Raw genomic sequence first — 25,962 nt, 5'->3', positions numbered from 1 at the left:
GTGTTTACACAACGCGGTCGCCTGGCGGCCGCGTTTTTTTTACTGCTGCTAACCGCCTGTACAGCCGATAGACCGGCCATTGCTGATTGGCAGCGCGCCGCGCAACAGGCTCTGAGCATAGGGGGAGAGCAAAGTGACTTTTTGCGTATAGATAAGTTGCAATTGGGCGCCATCAAGGCACTGTCGGCAAACCGCTATCAGGCCTTGGCCAGGGTCACTATTGTCTTTACCAAGAGTTCCCTTGAGGCGGCCAAGACGTTCACCGTTGGTAACCCGGAACTGTTTGGTCGCTTTGGCAGTAGCCTTGGAGCCATGGCTGTGCGTGGTGCCTATGGTGTTTTTATGAAAGGAGAGCGGCAACAGCGGCAACTGACCTTAACCCTGGTCAGACAAAAAGACGGGAGCTGGTGGCCGGTCAAATAAAAACGCCGCGCATGATGCGCGGCGTTTTGCATCTCACAGCCAGTAGCTTACTTAGAGGCGCTCTTTTATCGCAGCAGCGGTTTCTGAGCCGCCAAAACCATTAGCTTCAGCCCACTGAAGCACCGTTTTACCATCGGCTTCAGGCTTGGACAGAGTAGAGCCCGGCAGTTTCTTGGCCATAAAGGCGCCAATGTTATCGGCCCCGGAAGTCATGGCAAAACGCAGCAGGCTTTCGCCGTTGCATTTGATGCCATCATAAATGTTACGCAGACGAATACCGGAGTCAGACAGCTTGGAGCGCAGGCGGTTTTTGTCGTTCGCGGCCACATAGTTACAGATACTGGCCACCAATTGCTCGGCCCCGGCATGGGCAGGTGCGGGGTGGTAGGTCATGGCTACCAGCAGAGCAGCCGCTCCCAGTTTTACAGACTTCATCTCAACAACACTCCTAAATGCAAGCAAGAAAAGCTGGCAAATGCTAGCAATACAACAGTGACAGCTCAATTGTTATGAGCCGAAATGCTCGTTCTGTCACGTTCAAAGGTCACAAAATGCAGAGCATAACCATTAGCCTTATCGGCGGGTAAACGATTTTCTTCTGTTTTTTTCCAGCTGCCATACTCTTGCCAGTCTGGGAAACGGGTATCGCCAGTAATTTTTGCAGCAATGAAGGTCAGGTAAAGACGATCCGCCAACGGCAAGGCTTCGGTGTAGATTTGCCCTCCGCCGATCACCATCACCTCTGCAGCATCTTGGCAGCTTGCCAATGCTGCCGATAAAGAGCTGAAAACCTCTACCCCTTCAGGATGAAACTGGCGCTGCCGGGTAATCACCAGATTACGACGCCCCGGCAGTGGCCGGCCAATGCTCTCGAAGGTTTTCCGCCCCATCAGCACTGGCTTGCCCAACGTCACAGCTTTAAAGTGCTTGAGATCGGCCGGCAAGTGCCAAGGCATGGTGTTATCCCGGCCGATAATACGGTCTTCGGCCATGGCAGCAATAAGGGCAAGTTGCATCGTCAGCTGGCTCTTCACTGAAAACCGCAGCTTAACAAAAAACCGCGCCCTAAGGCGCGGTTTTGTCAACGTTCGTAGACAACCTCAACGTCATAATCGTCGTCATCCCAGTCTTCATCGTCGTCGTCATCGTCCTGTTGATGCTCTGCCAAGGTTTGCTCGTGGTAATCATCCCATTTGAAATCCACTGGTACATCGCCTTGCTGCGGCGCTTCCTCTTCAGCTGGCAAACTGTCAATGAAATGCATCAGCTCATGCACCAACGTCTGGGTACCTTCCTGCAATACCGCACAGGTCTGAAAGTACGGGCCTTGATGGTCCAGCGCAGTCAAAATATCATCGATACGCTGCGGCAAGGCGTCGCCAGTCAGCAAGTCGGTTTTGTTAAACACGACCCAACGGGGCTTTTTCGCCAGCTTTGGTGAATACCGATCCAGTTCAGCAATAATGGTCAGGGCATTTTCTACCGGATCGCTGCCGTCAAAAGGCTCAACATCAATGACATGCAGTAAAATACGGCAGCGCTCGAGGTGACGCAGAAACTGAAAGCCCAAACCAGCACCTTCTGCAGCGCCTTCAATCAAGCCGGGAATATCGGCGATAACAAAACTCTTGCCCGGGAAGGGGCTCACTACGCCTAAGTTAGGCACCAATGTTGTGAATGGGTAGTCAGCCACTTTCGGCTTGGCCTTGGATACTGCCCGGATCAGTGTTGATTTGCCGGCATTGGGCATACCCAACAATCCAACATCCGCCAGCAACAACAGCTCCAGCTTCAACTCCCGCACTTCGCCTTTGGTACCCAAAGTCCGTTGCCGTGGAGCCCGGTTAGTGGAAGATTTAAAACGGGTATTGCCCAAGCCGTGGAAGCCACCTTTGGCAACCATCAAGCGCTGACCATGTTTCGTGACCTCGCCGACCACTTCACCGGTTTCTTCATCAGCAGCCCGGGTACCGACCGGCACTTTCAGCGTCAGGTCGTGGCCACGACGGCCAGTACAGTTGCCACCACTGCCATTTTCACCGCGTTCGGCCTTGTGAAAGCGTTCAAAGCGATAGTCAATCAGCGTATTGAGGTTTTCATCCGCCTCAATATACACATCGCCGCCGTCGCCGCCGTCACCACCGTCCGGGCCCCCTTTGGGAACATATTTTTCACGCCGGAAACCGACGACGCCATTACCACCATCGCCCGCTTCGACGCGGATCACGGCTTCATCAACGAATTTCATAGCGATTTTTCTCCTGCCGATGGTTAAGCATAGGACGGCTCATAAAAAAACCCCGCGCGCTGGCGGGGCTTTCACGTTTCCAAGCGCAGCCGTTAGTCGGCGATAACGCTCACGTATTTACGGTTTTTCGGGCCTTTCACTTCGAACTTCACCTTGCCTTCGGCAGTGGCGAACAGAGTGTGGTCCTTACCGATGCCCACGTTGCTACCGGCATGAAACTTGGTGCCACGCTGACGAACGATGATGTTACCAGCCAGAACAGACTCACCACCGTAGCGTTTTACACCCAGGCGTTTGCTTTCTGAATCACGACCGTTACGAGTAGAACCTGCTGCCTTTTTATGTGCCATGGTTACGTCTCCTTAATCAGGCGCTGATGCCAGTAATTTTGACTTCAGTGAACCACTGACGGTGGCCCATTTGCTTACGGTGGTGTTTACGACGACGGAATTTAACGATCTTCACTTTGTCGCCACGACCGTGAGCAACGACTTCCGCCGTTACTTTGCTGCCGTCAACATAAGGAGCGCCGACTTTAACGTCGTCACCGTTGGTCACCATCAGCACTTTGTCGAACTCGACAGTTGCGCCGGTTTCCAGCTCAAGCTTTTCCAGGCGAACCACCTCGCCCTCAGCGACACGGTGTTGTTTACCGCCACTTTGGATAACCGCGTACATGGTTTTTCTCCGTTATTCTCCGCATCGGCCCGCCGGCGGATGCGCAATAAAACTCACAATAGGGCGCGTATTCTAATGAAAAGCACCGCCCTCAGCAAGCCGATCACCAATAAAAAGCAGAAAAAGTGTGCAATTGCCAGCAAGGGCCTGGTGACGCTCACAGCAGGACCATTTTAGTGTAAGATCCCGCCATCTGATATCGATTTATTGGCCAGGGCTCAACGCGTTTTTTATGGATCTCGACCACATTCGCCAACTCTGCGCCGCTGACATGACAGCGGTCAACGAGACCATCCAGGACCAACTTGCTTCAGATGTGGCACTGATCAATCAGTTGGGCTACTACATCATCAACGCTGGCGGTAAACGGCTACGGCCGATGCTCACAGTGCTGGCGGCCCGGGCACTGGGCTATCAGGGCAACCATCATGTTCGCCTGGCTACCCTCATCGAGTTTATTCATACCTCGACCCTGCTCCATGACGATGTCGTTGACGAATCGACGCTACGCCGCGGCCGGGAAACCGCCAATGCCCTGTTCGGTAACCAGGCATCAGTACTGGTAGGCGATTTTCTCTATACCCGCGCTTTTCAGCTGATGGTCGGGCTGGACTCGATGAAAGTGATGCAGGTGCTGGCCGATGCCACTAATGTCATCGCTGAAGGGGAAGTCATGCAACTCATGAACTGCAACGATCCCGACACCACTGAAGCGCGCTACCTGGCGGTGATTTACTGTAAGACCGCCAAGCTGTTTGAAGCAGCTACCGGCTTGTCTGCCGTCATTGCCGGCAAGCCAGAGCTGGAACCGGCCATGAGCGATTACGGTAAATACCTCGGCACGGCCTTTCAGCTTGTCGATGATTTGCTCGATTACCAGGCCGATGCCAGCGAACTGGGTAAAAACCTGGGTGATGACCTGGCCGAAGGTAAACCCACCCTGCCGCTACTGCACGCGATGAACCACGGTTCACCAGAAGAAGCGGCGCTGATCCGCGCGGCGATTGAACAGGGTAATGGCCGTGACAAGCTGGCCGCGATCCTCGCCACTATGCAGCGCGTCGGATCACTGGATTACACCTATCAACGGGCACTGGAAGAAGCTGACAAGGCCATTGCCGCTTTGGCACCGCTACCAGCCAGTGATTATAAAGAAGCACTGATAGCCTTGGCGAAAGTGGCGGTTGATCGCAATAGCTGAGCCAAAACGCCTGGCAATAAAAAAGGGAGCCTGTTGGCTCCCTTTTTAGTTCGCAGCGGCAAATCAGCCCGCTACAAACTCCTCACCCATGGTGATGTCTTTTTTCAGGGTATCGAGCATGCTGTCCAGTGCCTGCTGCTCAAAAGCAGACAGTTCACCGTAAGACAGTGCTTCTTCCCAGCCATTTTTACCGAGGCGTACCGGCTGAGCGAAGAAGCGGGCATGTTCAGAGCCGCTTTCTACGTAAGCACATTCAACCACATTGGCATCACCCTGCAGGCCACGGATCACCGACAGGCCAAAACGTGCAGCTGCCTGGCCCATGGACAGAGTCGCAGAACCACCGCCGGCTTTGGCTTCAACCACTTCAGTCCCTGCGTTTTGAATACGCTTGGTCATGGCGGCAATTTCGTCGTCAGACAGCTTCAGGCCTTCTACCTGTGACAGCAATGGCAAAATGGTGACACCGGAATGGCCACCGATAACATTGATGCTGACATCCGCCGGATCTTTATCCATGGCTTCGCCGATGAAGGTTTCCGCACGAATAACGTCCAGGGTGGTCACACCAAACAGACGCTGCTTGTCATAAACGCCTTTCGCTTTGAGCACGTCAGCAGCAATGGCAACGGTAGTGTTAACCGGGTTGGTGATGATACCGATAATGGCTTTCGGGCAGGTATCAGCAATGGCTTCAACCAGTGAGCGAACAATACCGGCATTGACGTTAAACAGATCAGAGCGATCCATACCTGGTTTACGCGGTACACCCGCCGGGATCAGCACCAGGTCGGCACCGGTCAGCGCAGTGTGCAGATCATCTTTACCGAACCCTTGCACCTTGACGGCGGTGGGGATGTGGCTCAGATCAACTGCAACACCCGGTACGACCGGAGCGACATCATAGAGTGCCAGGTCAGAGCCGGCTGGCAGCTGAGTTTTGAGCAACAGAGACAGGGCCTGACCGATACCACCGGCGGCGCCAAGAACGGCAACTTTCATCGCATTTTCTCCCTAAGTCTGAGCAGTTCAGATGTGCGCTGCACCTTAGCCCAATGGGGCTAAAAAAACAATCAGACCAAGGTTCAGAGGCGTTGGCGTCAGTGTACTTTCAGGTAGCCAGAAAGGATGCGATCAAGCTGGCCATTACGTTTGATGGTGGCCAGAGCCTGGTTGATTTGTTCCAGTAACTGCTTGTGTTCACGCTTGACGGCAATACCCATGCCCCGGCCAAAATAACGCAGATCCCGTACAGGCCCGCCGACTAAGCGTAAATCGTTGTCGCTGTTATCTTCCAACCAGGCATTAGCGACCGCCGTATCAACAAAAACGGCGCTGATACGGCCATCTCGCAGCTCTTTTAGTGCGGTTTTCAGGTGGTCATAGCTGGTCAGCTGCCAGTGGCGCTGATCAATAAGATATTGTTGGTGGCTAGAGCCATTTTGCACGCCGATATAACCGGCCATGGCCTGGGCATCGCTGAGTTTTCTCAAGGTGACGTAAACGGCAGCGTTACGATAGTAAGGGTCTGAAAAACGTACGTCGGTATCGTAATGGGAGCTGATATCCAGTGCGGCGATCACCGCATCAAGCTGGTTGTCTTCCAACTCTCCCATCAGAGAATCAAAAGGATGTTCGGTGATCACACAGGGCCGCTTCAATACCTTACAGATCGCATGAGCGACATCCACATCAATGCCAACCAGTTGCCCGGTATCATTGCGATACTCAAACGGCGGATAGGTGGCTTCCGTACCGAAAACCAACGGCTTCCCCTGCGCTTTTGCCAGCGCTATTCCACCAAGGCAGTACAACAGGGTCAGCCAGAGTGCCTTGCGCATTACCGCTGCTCATTCTTATCTTTGACAGCCCCAAGACTGACAGCGAACCGCAACCGATGCAAGCTGCCTTGTTGGCTTGTGCATGTTACCATGGCGCCGTTGAATGTTTATGCAGCATTACAGTACCCCGGAGTATCGGTTCGATGAGCCAACACGATCAAAACAGCCTGGTTGCCGCCTTTAAGCAATTGCTCAATGAGGAAAGCTGCGGCTCCCAGAGCGAAATTGTCAACGCCTTGCGTAATCAGGGCTTCGATAATATCAGCCAGTCCAAAGTCTCTCGCATGTTAACCAAATTCGGGGCGGTGCGTACCCGTAATGCCCGTCAGGAAATGGTGTATTGCCTGCCGGCAGAGCTCGGTGTACCTACCGCCAGCAGCCAGCTGAAAAACCTGGTGATTGATATTGATCACAACGAGTCCATGGTTGTGCTGAAAACCAGCCCAGGTTCAGCCCAGCTAATCGCCCGCTTGCTGGACTCTTTCACCAAGGCCGACGGCATTCTCGGCACCATCGCCGGAGACGACACCATTTTGGTCGCACCCAGCAAAGTCAGCCGTATTGATGACACGCTGAAGATGATAAAAGATCTGTTTCACTGAAAAGGGCGCCAACGGCGCCCTTTTTTACCCCTTACTGGTTTTAAATTCCGGGTACGCCTCCATGCCGCACTCGGTCATATCCACCCCTTCGTATTCCTCTTCTTCGGAAACGCGCAGACCAACCAGCTTTTTCAGCACCCACCACACAATCAGTGACGTGACAAATACCCAGCCAAAGATACTCAGTACGCCCAGCAACTGCACCGTAAAGCTACTTTCACCATTACTGAAAGGCACCGCCATAACCCCCCAGATACCGGCAATGCCGTGCACGGAAATAGCGCCGACCGGGTCATCTATTTTCAGCTTGTCAAAAGCAATCACCGAAAAGACCACCAATACCCCACCGATAGCGCCAACCAGCGTTGCCCACAGCGGGCTCGGCGCCAGTGGTTCAGCCGTCACCGCCACCAGGCCCGCCAGCGCGCCGTTAATAGCCATGGTCAAATCAGCTTTGCCAAACAGGAGCTTGGCGCTGATCAGCGCGGCGATGAGGCCCCCTGCGGCAGCCATATTGGTATTCACAAATACCTTGGCGACAGCGTTGGCTTCGTCAATATTCGAAATTTTCAGCTCAGAGCCACCGTTAAAACCAAACCAGCCCAACCAGAGAATGAACATCCCCAGGGTAGCCAAAGGCAGGTTAGAGCCAGGAATGGCGTTGATTTCACCATTTTTACCGTATTTTCCTTTGCGCGGGCCCAACAGCAACACCCCGGCAATGGCCGCTGAAGCACCGGTCAGGTGCACAATGCCGGAGCCGGCAAAGTCAACGAAGCCCATTTTATCGAGAAAGCCGCCACCCCACTTCCAGTAACCTTCCACCGGGTAGATAAAGGCCGTCAGGACCACGGCGAAAGCCAAAAATACCCACAGCTTCATGCGCTCAGCCACCGCGCCGGAAACCACCGACATCGCCGTGGCAACAAACACTACCTGGAAGAAGAAGTCGGCCATGTGCGAATACACTGGCGCATCATCACCGCCTTGCAGCACCGAGGCGACACTGTGATCGCCCCCCAGCAGAAAGCTGATACCCGGCCAGACACTGTTAACCGCCTCAGCCGGATACATGATGTTGTAACCGCAAATCATGTACATGATGCAGGCGACCGCAAACAGCGTCATGTTCTTGGTCAGAATTTCCGTGGTGTTTTTGGCCCTGACCAGGCCCGCTTCAAGCATGGCAAAACCCGCTGCCATCCACATCACAAAAGCACCGGAAACCAGCAGGTAAAAAGTATCTAATGCGTAAGCTATCTGTGTTGATGCATGTTCCATGTGGCCTCCTTAAATCGCGTCGTCATCGCATTCTTCGGTACGAATGCGAATTACGGTTTCCAGGGCCTGGACCCAGATCTTGCCGTCGCCGACCTTGCCGGTGTAGGCCGCTTTTTGAATAGCCTCTACCACCCGCTCCACCTGGCTGTCAGTCACCAGGATGTCCAACTGTACTTTGGGTAGAAAATCGATGCGGTACTCAGCGCCGCGATAGAGCTCGGTATGGCCACGCTGGCGACCAAAGCCACGGACTTCACTGACAGTCAGGCCATGTACGCCGGCCTCAGTGAGTGCCTCTCGAACATCATCGAGCTTGAAGGGTTTAATAATGGCGGTGACTTTTTTCATCGCCGGGCCTCCTTGTGATCAGATAACTATCCTAATCAAGCCTTGTGCCAAGGAGGAATAACTATAAAAATCAATTAATTAAAAAATGACGGTGAAACAAAAAGGAGATTTATGCATCAAAGTGGTGCATTTATGCACTCTGCTGGTGCATGAATTGCTGCCAGGCATCGAGCAGCTGCTGCAGATCAGTCAGGCCACACTCGCAGCATAGATCGCTGTCACCGTAATCCAGCTCCGGCTCCAGGGTCTGCTCTTCACTAAAGAGGCTGTGGTGGCGCAATTGCACTTCCCCTTGTTGCCATTGCACACGCCACTGGCCGCAATCTATTTCACCTGCCGGTGTTGCTAGTTGCTGCTGTAACTGTGCCAGTACATGCACGGCCCCCAGTTCCTCTTCCAGTAACCTGGCCAGGGCCGTAAAACCGTGCTCTAAACGCACTTCAAAACGGCCACTGCCGGGCTGATAAGCAAAAACATGTTCCATGACAATCCTCATAAAAAAGCCCCGCCGTAGCGGGGCTTTTTGCGTACAACACGGTTTATACAGCGGTCTGCATAATCACTTCGTCAGCCTTGGCCGTGTATTGCGGCAGCTGATCAAAGTTCAGGTAACGGTAGGTGTCAGCCGCTGTGGCATCCAGCTCCCGAGCGTATTCCAGATACTCAGCCGGGGTCGGCAGTTTACCCAGAATGGCCGCAACTGCTGCCAGTTCGGCAGAAGCCAGGTAAACATTGGCACCTTTACCCAGACGGTTCGGGAAGTTACGGGTAGATGTAGACACCACGGTGGTGTTGTCCCCTACCCGCGCCTGGTTACCCATACACAAGGAGCAACCCGGGATCTCGATGCGGGCACCGGAGCGGCCAAAGATGTTGTAGTAACCTTCTTCGGTGAGTTGGTCACGGTCCATCTTGGTCGGCGGCGCAACCCATAGGCGGGTAACCAGCTGGCCGTTGTATTTATCCAGCAGCTTACCGGCGGCACGGAAGTGGCCAATATTGGTCATACAAGAGCCGATGAACACTTCGTCAATGTTCTCACCGGTAACGTCAGACAGCAGGCGAGCATCATCCGGGTCGTTCGGCGCACACAGGATAGGCTCTTTGATCTGATCCAGGTCGATTTCCACCACTTCAGCGTATTCAGCGTCAGCATCAGCTTCCATCAGCTCAGGGTTGGCCAGCCACTCTTCCATGGCCTTGATGCGGCGCTCGATGGTACGACGGTCGCCGTAACCTTCGCTGATCATCCACTTCAGCATGACGATGTTGGACTGCAGGTACTCAGTAACCGGCTCTTTATCGAGCTTGATGGTACAACCGGCCGCACTGCGTTCGGCAGTAGCATCAGCCAGTTCGAAAGCCTGTTCCACTTTCAGTGTCGGCAGACCTTCAATTTCGATGATGCGACCGGAGAAGGCATTTTTCTTACCCTTTTTCTCAACCGTCAGCAGACCCTGCTGAATGGCGAAATACGGGATGGCATGGACCAGATCACGCAGCGTGATGCCCGGCTGCATTTTGCCTTTGAAACGCACCAGCACGGACTCCGGCATATCCAGCGGCATGACGCCAGTAGCAGCAGCAAACGCCACTAGGCCAGAGCCTGCCGGGAAGGAAATACCCAGCGGGAAACGGGTGTGGGAGTCACCACCGGTGCCGACCGTATCGGGCAGCAGCATGCGGTTCAGCCAGGAGTGGATAACACCGTCACCCGGGCGCAGTGAAACGCCGCCACGGTTCATGATGAAATCGGGCAGGGTGTGGTGAGTTTCCACATCAACCGGCTTCGGATAGGCGGCAGTGTGACAGAACGACTGCATGGTCAGGTCGGCACTAAAGCCCAGACAAGCCAAGTCTTTAAGCTCATCACGGGTCATCGGGCCGGTAGTGTCCTGAGAACCGACAGTGGTCATTTTCGGCTCGCAGTACTGGCCAGGGCGGATACCCGCCACACCACAGGCCTTACCCACCATCTTCTGGGCCAGGGTGTAACCCTTGCCACTGTCTTTGACGTCAGCCGGACGGCGGAAGTCTTCAGAGTGGCCCAGGCCCAGTGCTTCGCGGGCTTTTTCGGTCAGGCCACGGCCGATGATCAGCGGAATACGACCGCCAGCACGGACTTCGTCCAGCAGCACATCGGTTTTCAGTTCGAACTCAGCCAGCACTTCGTCAGTACCGTGCCGGGTGATTTTGCCTTGATACGGGTAGATGTCGATAACATCGCCCATTTCCAGGTTGGATACGTCCACTTCGATAGGCAGAGCACCGGCGTCTTCCATGGTGTTGAAGAAGATAGGCGCAATTTTGCCACCCAGACAAACACCACCAGCGCGCTTGTTAGGTACGAAAGGAATATCGTCACCCATGTGCCACAGCACTGAGTTGGTAGCGGACTTACGGGAAGAACCGGTACCCACGACGTCGCCAACATAGGCCAGCGGGAAGCCTTTTTCTTTCAGGCTCTCAATGGTACTGATGGGGCCCACATCACCGTCTTTATCCGGGGTAATGCCGTCACGGGCATTTTTCAGCATGGCCAGGGCGTGCAGCGGGATGTCAGGACGCGACCAGGCATCCTGGGCCGGTGACAGGTCGTCAGTGTTGGTTTCACCCGGCACCTTGAAAACGGTAACGGTGATTTTATCAGCCAGAGCTTTACGCTCGTGGAACCACTCAGCATTGGCCCAGCTTTCCACGATCTGTTTGGCAAAAGCGTTACCGGCTTGCATTTTTTCCACTACGTCGTGGAAGGCATCAAACATCAGCAAGGTATGAGACAGCGCTTTTGCGGCAATCGGCGCCAGGCTGTCGCTATCGAGCAGCTCAACCAGCGGCGCGATGTTGTAACCACCCTGCATGGTGCCCAGCAGCTCGGTGGCTTTTTCCTTGGTCAGGATCGGTGATTGGGTTTCACCCTTGGCTACAGCAGCCAGGAAACCAGCTTTAACATAGGCGGCTTCATCAACACCCGGCGGAATACGGTTAGCCAGCAGATCCAGCAGTACCGCTTCTTCACCGGCCGGTGGGTTTTTCAGCAGCTCAATCAGTTGCGAGACTTGCTCGGCGGAAAGGGGCTTGGGTACAACGCCTTCAGCGGCGCGTTCTTCTACATGCTTGCGGTAGGCTTCTAGCACGACTCGATCCTCTTATGTGACAGCAGGGGCCATCGGTTGGTCTTGGGGGCAAGCCCCTGAGGTGCGGCGATTATAGCGATTTTATGAGCAGATTTGAATTTGTACCAAGGTATAAGAAACGCCGCCCGCAGGCGGCGTTTTTAACCGTCCTACTTACTTGAGGTTTTTCTCCATCAAATTGTAGATCCGCTGGTATTCATCTTGCCAGCTGGAAGGCTGACGGAAACCATGATGTTCCACCGGATAAGGCGCAAAGCTGAAGTCGTTGGTCTTGTGTAGCTCAATCAACCGCTGCAGCATCCGTACCGAATCCTGGAAGAAGACATTGTCATCCAAAATACCGGACATGATGACAAGCTGGCTTTTCAGGTTCTGTGCAAAGTAGATCGGTGAACTGCGCTTATAGGCAATAGGGTCATTGCCCGGCAGGTTCAGGATATTAGAGGTATAAGGTGCATTGTAGTTAGCCCAGTCTCCCACTGGCCGCAGTGCAGCACCGGCTTTGAACAGATCAGGCGCCGTGTAGAGGCTCATGAAGGTCAGGAAGCCACCATAAGAGCCGCCGTAGGTGCCCACCCGACTTTTATCGACGCTGTAGTGGCTGGCCAGGTAGTTAACGCCGTCCTTGAGATCCTGTACTTCCGGGTGGCCCATCTGCCGGTAAATGGCCGTACGCCAGTCACGGCCATAGCCCTTGGACGCCCGGTAATCCATGTCCATTACCACATAGCCATGGGTAGCCAGCAGGCTGTTGAACATGAACTCGCGGAAGTAATCACTCCAGCCCATGTGCACTTCTTGCAGATAACCCGCGCCATGGTTGAACACTACCGCCGGATAATGCTTGGACGGGTCGAAGTTTTTCGGCAGGTAGACCTTAGCGTAGATCGGCTGCGCCGTATGGCTGCTAGGAATAGCAATGATCTTGGGTGCTACCCAGGGGCTGTCCATAAAGGCTTTGGAGACGGTATGGGTCAGTTGCTGGGGCTGGCCACCGCTGGCAGCCATGGCATACAGCTCCGGCGGGTGCAGTACCGAAGAGTGGGTCAACAGCAGCTGGCTGTTATCCGGACTCAGCACAAAGTCAGTCATGCCATTGAGGTCGGTCAGGGCTGTACGCTCGCCGCTGGCAATATCGACTTTGTAAACTTCATAGATCCCAGGGTGCTTCACATTGGCTTTGAAATAAAAGCTCTTGTGGTCTTTCGACAACACCGGATTGCTCACCACCCAGGCACCTTTACCCAGCTGGCGAGCCTTGCCGGTGAGCGGCTTCACGTACAGGTGTGAGTAACCACTTTGCTCCGACTGGAACCACAGCTGGTCATTGCTGAGCCAGCCAAAGTCGTTGTAGTCGTAGTTGACCCAGGCATCGTCGTGCAGGCGGTTTTGGGTGGTCAGGTGGCCATTGCTGAGGTTGGCAGTCACCAGCCAGCGATCTTTGTTGTCCTGGGCTTCGAGCAGCAATGCCAGCTTGCCGTCATCACTCCATTGCATGGCAGACTGTGACCAGCCCCAGTCTTCCATCAACCGTACCGCCCGCGGGCCTTTGAATGGTGTCACTTTGTAGCCGGCTTTGCGGTTTTCTGCCCGCACCTTGGCCAGCGGATCGGTATTGATACCCGGCAGATCGCTCAATTGCAGATCCTGACGGTGGCGATCAGTGAGATCAATTAGCGTGAAACGCTGCGGGTTTGGTTGCCAGTCGGCGACGCGCTGGCGAACCGGGCGAATTTCAATCTCACCGTTTTTGCCCAAATAGTTGGGCATGATGTCTTTTTTGGCGCGATCCGGGCGGTCATTATCCGTGACCACCAGCAGATGCTTGCCATCCTTGGACAGGCTCATTTCGACCAGCCGACGGCCTTTACCAAAATAGAACGGTTGCGGGTTGGCTGTCGGGTTGGCTTTTTCCAGGGCCTGTTGCTGCTCTTCCTTGGCCTTGGGATCGTCGTAGTATTTTTTGGATACCCAATGCAGCAGCTTTTTCTGCTCAGTGGCCAGGTAGCCTTTCGGGCCCGTAACCCCTTCCGGCTTATCTTTCATTTCTACTGCGGCCAACAGGCGCACCAAACCAGTGGCCGGCGTGACAGTGTAAATGGCATCACCACGGACAAAAGCAATCCGGCCATCATTGAGAAACTGCGGTTTGCTGTCACGTTCATTGCTGCCGGTCAGCTGACGAACCTGGTTATTCTGGGCCAGGTAAATATTGCCTTCATAGCTGTAAGCGTAACGATCACCCTGCCAAACGCCGCCGGGTACATGGCGATAACGGTCACTGTCAGCCACCTGCACAGCTTTATCGCCGTTCAAAGTCATCAGATCGTACAGTTCGCTGTCTTTACGCTGTTGCCAGAAGTAAACCTTACCGTCAGTGCCGAAAAAGGGCTGCTGCGGGCTGCGGGCGATCCACTGCGGGTTAGCCATGATTTGCGCCAGCGTCGGGTGGCCGCTGGCGTCGCGGGCTGTGACATTGGCTTTAACCTGAATAGCGGGCTGGGCTTTTGGCGCGGGAACAGCGTTATTTTGCTCGGTCGTGGCACAGGCGCTTAACAGCACCGACATGGCCAGAGGCAAAAGGGCTTTTCTCATTATATTCTCCCTGGGAAATGAAACACGACAGCCTCCCGAGGGAGGCTGTCATACCTTCAACTGAAGGCTAGTTTTACCATTTTTTGGCTTACCAGATCTTCACGCGTTTATCGGGCGCGATATACATCTTGTCGCCTGGCTTGACGTTGAAGGCCTTATAGAAGGCCGGTACGTTGCCAACAGTACCGTTAGCACGGTACATGCTGGGGCTATGCGGGTCGGTGTTCAGGCGCTTGCGCAGTTCCGCTTCGCGGTAGTTACGACGCCATACCTGGGCCCAGCCGATGAAAAAGCGCTGGTCACCGGTAAAGCCGTCGATAACCGGTGCCGGTTTACCGTGCAGGCTCATTTGGTATGCCTTGTAGGCCATGGTCAGGCCGCCCAGGTCACCGATGTTTTCACCCAGGGTGAACTTACCGTTGACGTGTGCATCCGGGTAAGGTGCATAAGCGCTGTATTGGGCCGCCAGCTGTGTGGTACGGGCCTTGAACTTGGTCAAGTCCTGCTTGGTCCACCAGTTACGCAGGTTACCGTCACCGTCGAAGTTGGCGCCGGAGTCGTCAAAGCCGTGGCCGATTTCATGGCCGATCACCGCACCGATACCACCGTAGTTGACGGCATCATCCGCGTTCATGTTAAAGAACGGCGGCTGCAAGATGGCGGCCGGGAAGACGATTTCATTGGCAACCGGGTTGTAGTAGGCGTTAACCGTTTGCGGCGTCATACCCCACTCGCTGCGATCAACAGGCTTTTTCAGCTTGTCGAGCATGTCCTTGACTTCAAAAGCTGCGTAGCGGCGGTAGTTGCCCACCAGGTCGCCGGCTTTGATGGTCAGGCCATCGTATGACTTCCACTTGTCGGGGTAGCCGATCTTAGTAGTGAACTTGGCCAGTTTGGCCAGCGCCGCAGTTTTGGTTTCCGGGCTCATCCAGTCCAGTTCTTTGATGGACGCGCCATAAGCCTTGAGCAGGTTGTGGACCATGTGCTCCATACGCTGTTTGGCTTCAGGTTTGAAGTAGCGTTTGACGTACTCTTTACCCACCATCATGCCCAGCACGTCGTCAGTTGCATTGACCGCCTGTTTCCAGCGCGGAGACTGCTCGGTAACACCTGACAGTTCAGTACCATGGAAGGCAAAGCGGCGGTCAGCGAATTTCTTCGGCAACAGCTTGCCAACGCCGTCCAGCAGCTGGAAGCCCATGTATGAGCGCCAGGTATCAACCGGCACCTGACCAAACAGCTTGCCGAAATCAGTAAAGTAAGACGGCTGGCTGACAATGACATCACTGGCCTGGTTCAGACCGCTGGCCTTGGCATATTTACCAAAGTTGAAGCTGTGCAGCATGGTGCCGAGTTTGGCCAAAGACATTTTGTTGTAGGTGGCATTAGGATCGCGGTTTTTCACCTTGTCCCACTGTACCTTGGCCAGCTTGGTTTCTACCGCCAGCACCTCTTTGGCACGCTTTTGCGGATGGTCAAAACCCGCCATACCGAGCATGTCGGCAACGTAGCTCACGTAGGCTTGGCGGATTTTCTGGTATTTCTCGGATTTATCCAGGTAGTAGTCGCGGTTTGGCAGGCCCAGACCGGACTGGCCAACATAAGCGGCATTTTTCATGGAATGCTTGGCATCAGCGTAAACGTAGAAGCCAAAGGGGGCATCGACCCCTTCCACGGCCAGCTTGCCCATCAGTTCTGCTACACCAGAGTGGGTTTTCACCTTCTCAATGGCGTTTAATTCGCCCTTGATCGGCGTCAGGCCCAGTTTTTCAATCTGGGCGGTGTTCATATAGGACTTGTAGAAGTCGCCAATTTTCTGGGCGTTGGAACCCTCTGTAGCATCAGTTTTGGCGGCGTCTTCTTCAATGATGGTACGCAGGGCTTTCTGGCTGTTTTCATACAGCTTGGAAAAAGCACCATAGTTGGACTTGTCTGCCGGGATCGGCGTGTTCTTCAGCCAAGTGCCGTTAACGTAGTGATAAAAGTCCTGATCAGGAGACACGGACTTATCAAAGTTGGCAGTATCGATACCCGATACCAGAGTGCTCTGGGTTGACGGTTGTGCTGCTTTGACCGGCTGCGTTTTAGCCGTTTCGCTCTGCTGGGCACAGGCAGCCAGGCCAAGGCCCAGTGCGACAGCCAGTGCGACGCGAGTAACGTTTTTCATGTAGTTATCCTTGGTCGAATAGTCAGTTAGCCAGTCTACAAAGCCAGCGCAGACAGGCAAAGTGACACTTCTTTAGCAAATGTTTCAGCGCGCCCGCTCGCCATTTGAGGCCAGCAGCCACTGTTTCAGGTCGGGCAGTATCATCGGCCGTGCGTAGTAGTAACCCTGTACCCGGTAACATCCGAGCGCCAGACACAGGTCCAGCTGCTGCTCCGTTTCCACTCCTTCGGCCACTACTTTGAGGTTAAGGTTACGGGCCAGGTCCACCACTGACCGGACAATAGCAGCATCAGCTTCGCTGTCGGCCAGATCGTGGACAAAGGACTTATCCACCTTCAGTTCGTTAACGGCAAATTGCTTCAGATAGGCTAATGACGAATAACCGGTGCCGAAATCATCAACGGCGACTTTTATTCCTAGTTTGCTCAGCGCCATCAAATGCTCGCGGGCCGTACCCACTTCCCGCATCAACGTCGATTCGGTGATCTCCAGGCAGAGTTTATCCGCAGGAAAGTGCGTCTGAACCAACAATTCCTCGACCTGCTGCACAAAGTCATGCTGGCGGAAGTGGGCCGCGGAAATATTGACGCTGAGGCTAAGCTGATGTTGCTCGCTGCTTTGCGCTATCTCGGCCACACCGGCCATGGCATGGCGCATCACGAAGTTATCCAGGTTGGCAATCAGCCCGGTATTTTCGGCAACCTTGATAAAGGTATCGGGGCTGATCAAGCCATCACGGGGGTGTTGCCAGCGCACTAACGCTTCAACCGCAACCACCTTCTCCCCTTCCAGCACATCAACCTGAGGCTGGAAGGTGACAAAGAACTCATCACGCTCCAGAGCAAGCCGCAAGTCACTTTCCAGCTGAATCAAGCGCATCGCCTCGGCATTACGGTCATGACAGTAGAACTGCATGTTGTTACGGCCTTCGTCCTTGGCGTGATACATAGCCATATCGGCGTTGCGCAGCAGGGTTTCTGGTTGCTGGCCATCATCAGGAAACAGGCTGATACCAATACTGGTGGACAAGAAAAATTCCCGGCCATAAATCTGGAAAGGATCGGACAACGCCTGCAGCAGGCTCTCGCAGATGGGGATCAGCGCTTCTGGTGACTCTACATCGTGAATAATCACCACAAATTCATCACCACCGAGGCGCGCTACGGTATCACGGCTGCTGATCCGTTCACGTAAACGGTTGGCCGCCTCAATCAGCAAGCCGTCGCCAACCCGGTGACCATAGGTATCATTCACCGTTTTAAAGCGATCCAAGTCCATAAACAACAAAGCCATACGCCGGTCATGGCGCTTGGCCTCCGCCAATGACTGAGTCAAGGTCTGCATAAACAGCGCCCGATTCGGTAAGCCGGTCAGCACATCGTAATTGGCCAGCCGGCGCAGCTCTGACTCGGCGGCTTTACGTTCGGTCATATCCGAGAACACCACCACATAGTTGTGGCGACTCGAAAGTGGGTCACTCATCTGCGAAACATTAAGCCAGGTGACGCACTCACTGCCGTCTTTACGGCGCAGCTTGGTTTCTCCGGTCCAGGCCCCGCTGTTATCGACATTGAGCCATAGCTCGCTGTCGTCATCTTCACTGGGCATCAAAAATGCCAGGGGCTGGCCAATCAAAGTCTGCCGGCTGTAACCGGAAATGGCTGCTACCGCCGGGTTGGATGACAACACCCGGCGGCGACTATCGAGGATCATCACCCCTTCGGCGGTATTTTCAAACGCCCGGGCATACAGGGTCACTTCCCCTTCAAGCAATTTACGTTCGGTAATATCCTGGTAGATACCGGAGATGCGTTGAGGCTTGCCATCGGCATTCCGTTCAACCACCTTCCCTATCACGTGAAACCAGCGAATACCCTCTTCTAACAGCAGCCGGTATTCCACATCATAACGGTCAACTTCACCGCGAAGATGGTCAAACCAGGCCCGAAATACCGGCTTTTTATCATCAGGGTGCAGGGGCACTTCCTCAGGCTTGAGCAAGACGCCGATGTCTTCACCTGGCCGCTTAACGTCGGCCCGGTTGATATGAAAACGGTCATCGTCGGCTCGCCAGTCCCAGCTGTTGGCGTTGGCGCCATGTAGCGCTGTTCGTAGCTGCTGTTCGGATTCAGTGACTAAGCGGTAGGCCCGCTGTAATTGCTGGTGGTGGCGACGACGGTTATAGGCCACTGCCAACATAATGCTCAGGCCAAGTAATATCAGCAGGCTGTAAAACCACCAGGTGCGAAACCACGGAGTGGCAACGGTAAAATTCAAAACCGCCGCATTGTTGCTCCACAAACCATTATGCTTGAACCAGACTTTAAGCTGGTGGCTACCAAAGCTGGGATTACCCACATAAATAGGGGATTCGGAAGCCAGCTCAATGGGCTTACCACGGCCATGCAACAGGTAGCGAATGGCCGGTGGCCGGGTCGAGGCGTAGTTTTGCGAACCCACCTGAATACGCAACATCGACAGGTCCGCCGGCAGTGCTTTGGGTAACTGATTTTCATACCAGTAGGTATTGGTTTGCCCCTTGGCATCCGTTGCCGCAACACTGATGATGCCACTATGCATATTGCTTAAACGGTGTTTCAGGCTGCCATGAGTAAACGCCGCCACCCCATGCACACTGCCGATCCATAAGGTGCCATCGGCGGTCATGGTGGCAGCCCCTTCGTTCAGCTCACTATCGGGCAGGCCATCTTCCTGGAAAAAAGCATCAATTTTCAGTTCCGGCTGAGGCTGCACTCGCACCAGCACATCCTGCAAGCCGATGTAATAGGTTGATGCATATTTGCGGATGAAAAAGATCGTTTCATTGGGCAGTTGCCACTTTTCGGAAAGATTGGTCCACACCGGTTCGGCACCACTGGTATCGACCTGCCAGACGCCATGGCTATCAAAGCCCACCAGCAACCGATGATCATCCATAACCTGCAGGGCATTAATGACATGGCCGGGAATATCGGGCATACGATGCCATTGCTCATTTTTGTATTCCAACAAGCCTGCCCGGCCCGCCGCCCACAAGCGTTTCCCCTGACGAACAAACACTTTGACATCAGCAAAGCCACGGCCGTTGGCATCCCGTGACCAGCCTTGAACCTGCGTCGGCGACCAGCGCACCAGATGTTCGGGGCCACCAATCAGTAGTGTATCGCCGTCTTTGGCCATACCCATGCAGGTTTTCCCCGCCCACGGGGACTTAGCCAAAGGCTGCTGAAATTGTGCGCTAGCAGGGTCAAATAGATAAAAGCCGGTCAGGCCGCAAACCGCTATCTGCTGGCCGTAGCGACTCACCGCATAAAAACCATCATTGATACCAAAATTCGCCGGCCGGTACAGTTGATGCTCATTACCCTGTATTTTTTCCAGGCCGGCATCGGTGGCCAGCCAGACCGTATTGTGCTCCGGCACAATGCTCCAGACTTGATTAGAAGTCAGGGCCGGCGAGGTTTGCTTGTTGTACTGCGCCAGCGGTTTTGACGCCTTGGGGATCATCGCCAGCAGCCCCTCACCCAAGGCTCCCGCCCAAATCAGGCCGTTATGGTCGCGAAAGATGGGGATCAAGCCTTCAATCTGGGTCTTTTCGGCAATTTGCTGCGTGTAATCGTCCAGCTTACCGGTCTGGATATTGTAATGCTGCACACCGTAACGCCCGGTCAGATATAGGCCGCCATGGCCGTCATCAGTCATTTGCCGGAAGTAGTGACCTCGCAACACCGCATTGACCTGCCATTGCCCTTTTTGCAGGGTGAGCTGAAACAGGCCATTTTCACTGGCCAGCCACAGGCGTTGTTGTTGGTCGACATAAAGGCTCTTCGGCGTACCGTCCTTGCCTGGCTGCCATGTCAAAGAAAACTGTTGGTTGCTTTGTGGGTCAACCGCTCTGATGAGGTTAGTGGATAACAGATACAAAAAACGCTTATCGTGCGTCACTTGTCGCCAGGCGATGTTTTTATCAACGGCGGTCACAGCCTGCAGCTGGTCGCCGCTCCAACGGGTCAACTGGCCATTGGCGGTAAGCACCCATAACTGCGTGTTGAACAAGGTCGCACTGTAAAGACCACCATTACGCAGTAATGGGTTTACCTTGCTGTCGGTGAGAGTTTGCAATCCCCCGCTGGGTGATAAGTGCAGCAAGCTATTACCGGTGCCAACATAAAGACCGCTTTGACCGTCCGGCACCAAAAAATAAATCAGCTGATCCGTACCGGCAGGTAGCGGTACTTGTAAGGCTTTGGTTTGAGTTAACCGATAGAGACCACTTTCCGACGCAGCCCAGATATTACCCCGCACATCTTGCTGGATGTCATTGATCCAGCCGTAGTTGAGCCCTTGCTGCGTGCTCCATTGGCGCATGATCATGTCGCGTGGTTGAGCCAGGACACTGCAACTTGCCAGTAGCCAGAAGCCAAACAACCAATAACGCATAACAATCGCCTTGGGGTAGGAAGTAAATTAACTCAAGTCTAACACTTTACGCCATCGATTCAGCAAGGCGTCAAACTTTTAACTCGCCTGAATTACATATGAAAAGAAAAAACGGGACGAGCGCCACAAATCATCACAATTAAGTACGAAAAACACCTTATTGAATACGCTTTAATCGCCCGCTAAGAATCCAGAAAAGTGAAGGGAATCAGGCTGTCAGTTGACTAAAAAGAGCCTCTTGCAAGCTATCCAGCCACTCATAGCGCTTACGATACTGGCTGCGCTTTTTACTGGCGATCTCTTCCAGGGGCTTGCGTGGTGGCTGCAGCGGTAATTGCCAGCTCATGGCATCCAGTGCCTGGCCACCACTTTCTGCCCAGAGGCCGTTATAGTCCGTTTTCAGTTTGTCACGACCACGATAACGACGACTTGCCAACACATGCCCCTCAGTAGCAACCGCATAGATCTGCTGGCAGCCCCAGGCCTCGGCAAGATAGCTGACCAGGGTCACCATCAAGGCCTTGGGGCGCAGGCCAAACCATTGGCGGGTCAGATCACGAATGCTGCTATCACTGAACGCATCTTTAGCTGGCCCTTGTAAGCCGCCAACCCACAAACATACCTGGCCTTGGGGGGTTTCACCCAAAAGCACGGTAGCGGCATAAAATACCTCACCGGCCATTTCCAGCACGATTGTCAACTCGCCCTCGCGCTGAAACCGCGACAATGAACGCAAGCGCACCAGCACCGGTTGTTCATCAGGGCCCATCAGGGTCGCCAGGGTCATTCCTTCCACTAAGAAACGAGTTAGCTGCTCTGATGACCAATGTTGCGCCAGCAATCGGTAATGGCCAGCAATCAAAGCCAGCCGCTGCTGCGGTAGCAAGCCACGCCGCAAATAGGGCCGGAAGGCTTTTTCCAGAGTTTTCGGATGCTGGGTCATTACTGGCGTAAAAGCCGGCGTTTGCGCCAGTGCCAATGCCTGACGGTAGGTTTGGCCGAACGCCAGGCTACGCGCCCAAAAGATACAACGACGTTTTGCGCCGTAAAATGAACTTTGGGGGTAGAGTAACTGTGCCAGGGCGGCGCGGCCTGGCCGGGATGCAAATGTTGTCATGGCGGCATCATACTCGCCTTCGGTTATCACAGCCTTAAGAAAATGCACTGTTGGCAAAAGAGCCTAGATAAGGGGAGGCGCTGCCCGCCGACAGTCGGTATAATGCCGGCCGCAACCGTTTTCTTTGTTGTTCGGAGAAGCTATGAAAGTGGCCATTGTGATGGGCTCACGCTCAGACTGGGATACCATGAAAGGTGCCTCAGAGATGCTCGACCGGTTGGGCGTCGCGCACCATGTGGAAGTGGTATCCGCCCATCGCACCCCGGAAAAACTGGTGGAGTTTGCCAAGTCAGCCAAAGACAAAGGCTTTGAAGTGATCATTGGTGGTGCTGGCGGCGCCGCGCACCTGCCCGGCATGATTGCCGCCATGACCCCGCTGCCGGTACTGGGTGTGCCGGTACAAAGTAAAGCCCTCAGCGGCCTCGACAGCCTTTTGTCGATTGTGCAGATGCCCAAAGGCATTGCCGTTGGCACCTTGGCCATCGGCACTGCTGGCGCCGCCAATGCCGGCCTGCTGGCTGCGCAAATTGTTGCCCTGCATGAACCGCAGGTGGCTGCACACCTGCAGGACTTTCGTCAGGAACAGACCGACGCGGTACTGGCCAACCCGGATCCGAGGCTGGCACCATGAGGGGTCTGGTACTGGGTGCCGGCCAGCTTGGCGCTATGATGGCTGAGGTTGCCCAACGTCTGGGCATCGAATTGTGGCGCTACTGCCCTGACACGCATCGCTTTTTTTTCGGTACCGAAATGGCGCCCCGTGGTAATACTGGCCCAGCAGACTTTGACTGGGTAACCGCCGAACGGGAACTGCTGCCCAGTACGCCTTTTCACTCACAGTTATTGAACCTGGCTACCTATCAGCTGGTCAGCGACCGGTTACCGCAAAAGCAACTCTATGATCAACTGGCATTGCCAACCGCACCCTGGGGCGCACTAGCTGATGGCGAATCAGCCAATGAGCTGCTGGCACGCATTGGCGGCCAACTGGTCGTCAAAGCCCGCCAAGGTGGCTATGACGGTAAAGGCCAATGGCGAGTCAAAGCACCGGGCTTTATCAGTAAGGCTGATTGTATCGCCGAAGCCATGATCCCCTTTAAGCGTGAACTGTCGCTGGTCGGCGTACGTGACCGCCAGGGCAACAAGCTGTTTTATCCGCTGGTGGAAAACAAGCACGAAGACGGCATTCTGGTACAGACACTGGCCCCGGCCAGCAATGCCGAGCACTGGCAAAGTAAGGCAGAGCAGATCCTCAGCGCGCTAATGGACCACCTTCAGTACGTCGGAGTCATGGCAGTTGAGTTGTTTGACTGTGGTGACCAGCTGCTGATCAACGAAATGGCTCCGCGGGTACATAACTCCGGGCACTGGACTCAAGATGGCGCCAACATCTGCCAATTTGAGTTACACCTGCGTGCAGTTGCCGGCCTGGCACTGCCTGGCGAATTGCAATGGCGCCCGACCCGAATGGACAACCTGATCGGTGTGACGCTCAATCACGACTGGCTCAGTGGTACCGGTAAGCTGCACTGGTACAACAAGGCCCCACGGCCTGGCCGCAAAGTTGGCCACATCAATTACTGGCAATAAAAAAGGCCCTGATGGGCCTTTTTTATTGCGCACGGTACTGAAACACCGCTTCCAGTGGCTCGCCAAAGACTGCCGCAATACGAAACGCCAGCTCCAGAGACGGCGCATACTTGTTGGCTTCCAGCGCCATGATGGTGTGGCGGGTGACACCCGCTGCAGCCGCCAGAGCTGCTTGCGTCATCTCATCATGCTCAAAACGCAGGCGACGGATCTGATTGGTAATAATCCCCTTGGCCACCGCCATCAGCTGCGCCCCCGATACAGCAGCAATTGATAAACCCCTTTGGCAAACGACGCCAGTAACAGCGCCATTAACAGCAGATGTGCATAAAACAATGGGCTGGCTGGCACTGTCAGCCAGTGACCAAGAGATGATTGCAGCCCCACCGCAGCGGCGGCCATCTGCCAGGCAAGCCCGGCACAAAGCACAAACAACACTCGATAGCCCAGGGTGGTACCCCGTTCGGCAATATGCAGATCCCGCTCGTCCGCCGCTTCGCTGTTACGGCCCAGCACACTGAACACCACAATACTGGCAACAATGGCGACAAGCACCACCTTCACCACCAGCTCAGCCAACGCAGAGCCGCTTTGGTTAAGACCATCTGGCAATGCCAGCAAATGCCAGAAGTAATAACCGGCTACCAGTATATCGACCAGCAGGGTACCCAGCAGTTTTTGTTCCCGCTGAGAAAAATAATCTGTAAAGCGCATAACCCACCCTCTCATGACGACGTGTCAGAGACAATGTTATACACAATGACCATGAGGTAAAGTATTTTTTACTTAATGGTCGCCATGGATAACCTTTCAGGAATAAAAAAAGCCGCCCGTAGGCGGCTTTTTCAGCGTCACAACGCCGATTATTTTTTCTTCTTCGCCTTAGGGTTCGGCAGGTCGGTGATGGAGCCTTCGTAGACTTCTGCAGCCAGACCAACTGACTCATGCAGGGTCGGGTGCGCGTGAATGGTCAGCGCCAGATCTTCTGCATCACAGCCCATTTCGATAGCCAGACCAATCTCACCCAACAGCTCGCCAGCGTTACCACCAACAGTGGCACCACCGAGGATACGATGGGTTTTCTTATCGAAAATCAGCTTGGTCATACCGTCAGAGGTGTCAGAAGCGATAGCACGGCCGCTGGCTGCCCACGGGAAGTTGGCAGTTTCAATCTCGATGCCCTGCTCTTTGGCTTCTTTCTCGGTCAGGCCAACCCAGGCCAGTTCCGGATCGGTGTAAGCGATAGACGGGATCACTTTCGGATCGAAATAATGCTTCAGACCTGAAGCCACTTCGGCTGCCACATGACCTTCGTGTACACCCTTGTGTGCCAACATCGGCTGGCCAACGATATCGCCGATGGCAAAGATGTGCGGCACATTGGTGCGCATTTGTTTGTCAACGTTGATAAAGCCACGGTCATCAACATTGATGCCGGCTTTGTCAGCGTCGATCAGTTTACCGTTCGGAGTACGGCCGATAGCCACCAATACGGCGTCGTAACGTACCGGCTCAGCAGGTGCATGCTTGCCTTCCATGGTCACGTAGATGCCGTCTTTTTTGGCCTCTACCGCGGTGACCTTGGTTTCCAGCATCAGGTTCATCTTCTTGCCAATGCGCTTGGTGAAGATTTTGATCATGTCTTTATCGGCAGCAGGAACCAGCTGGTCAGCCATTTCCACTACGTCAATGTCGCTGCCCAGGGCTTTGTAGACAGTGCCCATTTCCAGGCCGATGATGCCGCCACCCATAACCAGCATTTTTTCCGGTACAAAACGCAGCTCCAGGGCGCCAGTGCTGTCCCAGATGCGCTCATCTTCGGGAATAAACGGCAGGCTGATGGGGCGAGAGCCAGCAGCAACGATGGCCTGCTCGAAGTTGACGGTGGTTTTGCCGTCTTCGCCTTCCACTTCGATGCTGTTGGGGCCGGTAAATTTGCCGTAGCCGTTAACCACCTTCACCTTACGCATTTTCGCCATGCCACCCAGGCCGCCGGTCAGCTGGCTGATGACTTTTTCTTTGTGGCTGCGCAGTTTGTCCAGGTCGACTTCCGGTTTACCAAAGCTGACGCCGTGGCTGGCCATGGTGTTAGCTTCGTCCATTACCTTGGCAACATGCAGCAGGGCTTTGGAGGGAATACAGCCGACGTTCAAGCAGACACCGCCGAGAGTGGAGTAGCGCTCAATGATCACGGTTTCCAGACCAAGATCGGCAGCACGGAAGGCAGCGGAGTAACCCGCCGGGCCAGAACCCAGCACAACCAGTTGTGCCTTGATTTCGTTGCTCATTATGTA

Annotated in this window: 23 protein-coding genes; 5 read left to right on the top strand and 18 right to left on the bottom strand. The window is 54.4% G+C overall.

Annotated features, from left to right (window positions below):
* Positions 1-423, top strand: a complete 423-nt coding sequence (locus WDB70_RS01830; protein WP_406666036.1) for a hypothetical protein — start codon at positions 1-3, stop codon at positions 421-423.
* A 51-nt stretch (positions 424-474) separates the two neighbouring features.
* Here WDB70_RS01830 and WDB70_RS01825 read toward each other — a convergent pair whose 3' ends face one another.
* From WDB70_RS01825 to rplU, 5 genes are all read right to left on the bottom strand, one after another.
* Entirely contained in the window at positions 475-858 is a 384-nt protein-coding gene (locus WDB70_RS01825) for a DUF3718 domain-containing protein (protein ID WP_406666034.1), read from the bottom strand.
* Between the two features lie 65 nt (positions 859-923).
* Positions 924-1,439 carry a type 3 dihydrofolate reductase gene (folA, locus tag WDB70_RS01820; RefSeq protein WP_406666032.1) on the bottom strand — a complete coding sequence of 172 codons (516 nt, stop codon included), beginning with the start codon at positions 1,437-1,439 and terminating at the stop codon, positions 924-926.
* Positions 1,440-1,504: 65 nt separating this feature from the next.
* Positions 1,505-2,671 (bottom strand): Obg family GTPase CgtA, encoded by a 1,167-nt coding sequence (gene cgtA / locus WDB70_RS01815; protein ID WP_406666030.1) that lies wholly within the window; start codon positions 2,669-2,671, stop codon positions 1,505-1,507.
* Positions 2,672-2,763: 92 nt separating this feature from the next.
* On the bottom strand, positions 2,764-3,021 hold the full coding sequence (rpmA, locus tag WDB70_RS01810; RefSeq protein WP_406666028.1) for a 50S ribosomal protein L27: 258 nt from the start codon (positions 3,019-3,021) through the stop codon (positions 2,764-2,766).
* 16 nt (positions 3,022-3,037) lie between these two features.
* Entirely contained in the window at positions 3,038-3,349 is a 312-nt protein-coding gene (gene rplU / locus WDB70_RS01805) for a 50S ribosomal protein L21 (RefSeq protein ID WP_406666026.1), read from the bottom strand.
* 232 nt (positions 3,350-3,581) lie between these two features.
* Here rplU and ispB point away from each other — a divergent pair, with 232 nt between their 5' ends.
* Complete coding sequence (ispB, locus tag WDB70_RS01800; RefSeq protein WP_406666024.1) at positions 3,582-4,550, top strand: octaprenyl diphosphate synthase; 969 nt, start codon at positions 3,582-3,584, stop codon at positions 4,548-4,550.
* A 63-nt stretch (positions 4,551-4,613) separates the two neighbouring features.
* Here the strand turns inward: ispB and mdh are convergent, their stop codons facing one another.
* Together mdh and WDB70_RS01790 are read right to left on the bottom strand one after the other, a co-directional pair.
* Positions 4,614-5,552, bottom strand: a complete 939-nt coding sequence (gene mdh, locus WDB70_RS01795; protein WP_406666022.1) for a malate dehydrogenase — start codon at positions 5,550-5,552, stop codon at positions 4,614-4,616.
* 98 nt (positions 5,553-5,650) lie between these two features.
* Complete coding sequence (locus WDB70_RS01790; RefSeq protein ID WP_406666020.1) at positions 5,651-6,391, bottom strand: transporter substrate-binding domain-containing protein; 741 nt, start codon at positions 6,389-6,391, stop codon at positions 5,651-5,653.
* 143 nt (positions 6,392-6,534) lie between these two features.
* Between WDB70_RS01790 and argR the strand changes: the two genes are divergently transcribed.
* Entirely contained in the window at positions 6,535-6,993 is a 459-nt protein-coding gene (gene argR / locus WDB70_RS01785; protein ID WP_406666018.1) for a transcriptional regulator ArgR, read from the top strand.
* Positions 6,994-7,017: 24 nt separating this feature from the next.
* Here the strand turns inward: argR and WDB70_RS01780 are convergent, their stop codons facing one another.
* The 8 genes from WDB70_RS01780 to WDB70_RS01745 form a co-directional block, all read right to left on the bottom strand.
* Positions 7,018-8,274 (bottom strand): ammonium transporter, encoded by a 1,257-nt coding sequence (locus WDB70_RS01780; RefSeq protein ID WP_406666016.1) that lies wholly within the window; start codon positions 8,272-8,274, stop codon positions 7,018-7,020.
* Between the two features lie 9 nt (positions 8,275-8,283).
* Positions 8,284-8,622, bottom strand: coding sequence for a P-II family nitrogen regulator (locus WDB70_RS01775; RefSeq protein ID WP_406666014.1), 339 nt, complete (start codon positions 8,620-8,622; stop codon positions 8,284-8,286).
* Between the two features lie 130 nt (positions 8,623-8,752).
* Positions 8,753-9,106 carry a YacL family protein gene (locus WDB70_RS01770; RefSeq protein ID WP_406666012.1) on the bottom strand — a complete coding sequence of 118 codons (354 nt, stop codon included), beginning with the start codon at positions 9,104-9,106 and terminating at the stop codon, positions 8,753-8,755.
* A 55-nt stretch (positions 9,107-9,161) separates the two neighbouring features.
* Entirely contained in the window at positions 9,162-11,759 is a 2,598-nt protein-coding gene (acnB, locus tag WDB70_RS01765) for a bifunctional aconitate hydratase 2/2-methylisocitrate dehydratase (protein WP_406666010.1), read from the bottom strand.
* Positions 11,760-11,912: 153 nt separating this feature from the next.
* Positions 11,913-14,354: a prolyl oligopeptidase family serine peptidase gene (locus tag WDB70_RS01760; RefSeq protein WP_406666008.1), complete on the bottom strand. Its 2,442-nt coding sequence runs from the start codon at positions 14,352-14,354 to the stop codon at positions 11,913-11,915.
* Between the two features lie 88 nt (positions 14,355-14,442).
* Positions 14,443-16,521: a M13 family metallopeptidase gene (locus WDB70_RS01755; protein WP_406666006.1), complete on the bottom strand. Its 2,079-nt coding sequence runs from the start codon at positions 16,519-16,521 to the stop codon at positions 14,443-14,445.
* A gap of 84 nt (positions 16,522-16,605) precedes the next feature.
* Positions 16,606-20,961 carry an EAL domain-containing protein gene (locus tag WDB70_RS01750; protein ID WP_406666004.1) on the bottom strand — a complete coding sequence of 1,452 codons (4,356 nt, stop codon included), beginning with the start codon at positions 20,959-20,961 and terminating at the stop codon, positions 16,606-16,608.
* A gap of 208 nt (positions 20,962-21,169) precedes the next feature.
* The gene (locus WDB70_RS01745; RefSeq protein WP_406666002.1) at positions 21,170-22,078 is read right to left on the bottom strand and encodes a VirK/YbjX family protein; all 909 of its coding nucleotides are present in this window, start codon (positions 22,076-22,078) and stop codon (positions 21,170-21,172) included.
* Positions 22,079-22,220: 142 nt separating this feature from the next.
* Here WDB70_RS01745 and purE point away from each other — a divergent pair, with 142 nt between their 5' ends.
* A complete protein-coding gene (purE, locus tag WDB70_RS01740) occupies positions 22,221-22,709 on the top strand; it encodes a 5-(carboxyamino)imidazole ribonucleotide mutase (RefSeq protein ID WP_406666000.1) in 489 nt (162 codons plus the stop codon).
* On the top strand, positions 22,706-23,668 hold the full coding sequence (locus WDB70_RS01735) for an ATP-grasp domain-containing protein (RefSeq protein WP_406665998.1): 963 nt from the start codon (positions 22,706-22,708) through the stop codon (positions 23,666-23,668). Before purE ends, WDB70_RS01735 begins: the two co-directional genes overlap by 4 nt.
* Positions 23,669-23,690: 22 nt before the next feature.
* Here WDB70_RS01735 and WDB70_RS01730 read toward each other — a convergent pair whose 3' ends face one another.
* The 3 genes from WDB70_RS01730 to lpdA all read right to left on the bottom strand — a co-directional run bounded on the left by WDB70_RS01730 (position 23,691) and on the right by lpdA (position 25,956).
* Positions 23,691-23,912 (bottom strand): helix-turn-helix transcriptional regulator, encoded by a 222-nt coding sequence (locus WDB70_RS01730; protein WP_406665996.1) that lies wholly within the window; start codon positions 23,910-23,912, stop codon positions 23,691-23,693.
* A complete protein-coding gene (locus WDB70_RS01725) occupies positions 23,912-24,382 on the bottom strand; it encodes a hypothetical protein (protein ID WP_406665994.1) in 471 nt (156 codons plus the stop codon). Before WDB70_RS01725 ends, WDB70_RS01730 begins: the two co-directional genes overlap by 1 nt.
* Positions 24,383-24,531: 149 nt before the next feature.
* Positions 24,532-25,956, bottom strand: coding sequence for a dihydrolipoyl dehydrogenase (gene lpdA, locus WDB70_RS01720; protein WP_406665992.1), 1,425 nt, complete (start codon positions 25,954-25,956; stop codon positions 24,532-24,534).
* Between the last annotated feature and the right edge of the window lie 6 nt (positions 25,957-25,962).

Source organism: Gallaecimonas aegicerasi, assembly GCF_045291545.1.
Taxonomy (GTDB): Bacteria; Pseudomonadota; Gammaproteobacteria; order Enterobacterales; family Gallaecimonadaceae; genus Gallaecimonas.
The sequence above is the reverse complement of the archived record's forward strand: the minus strand, read 5'-3'. Positions and strand labels throughout refer to the sequence as shown.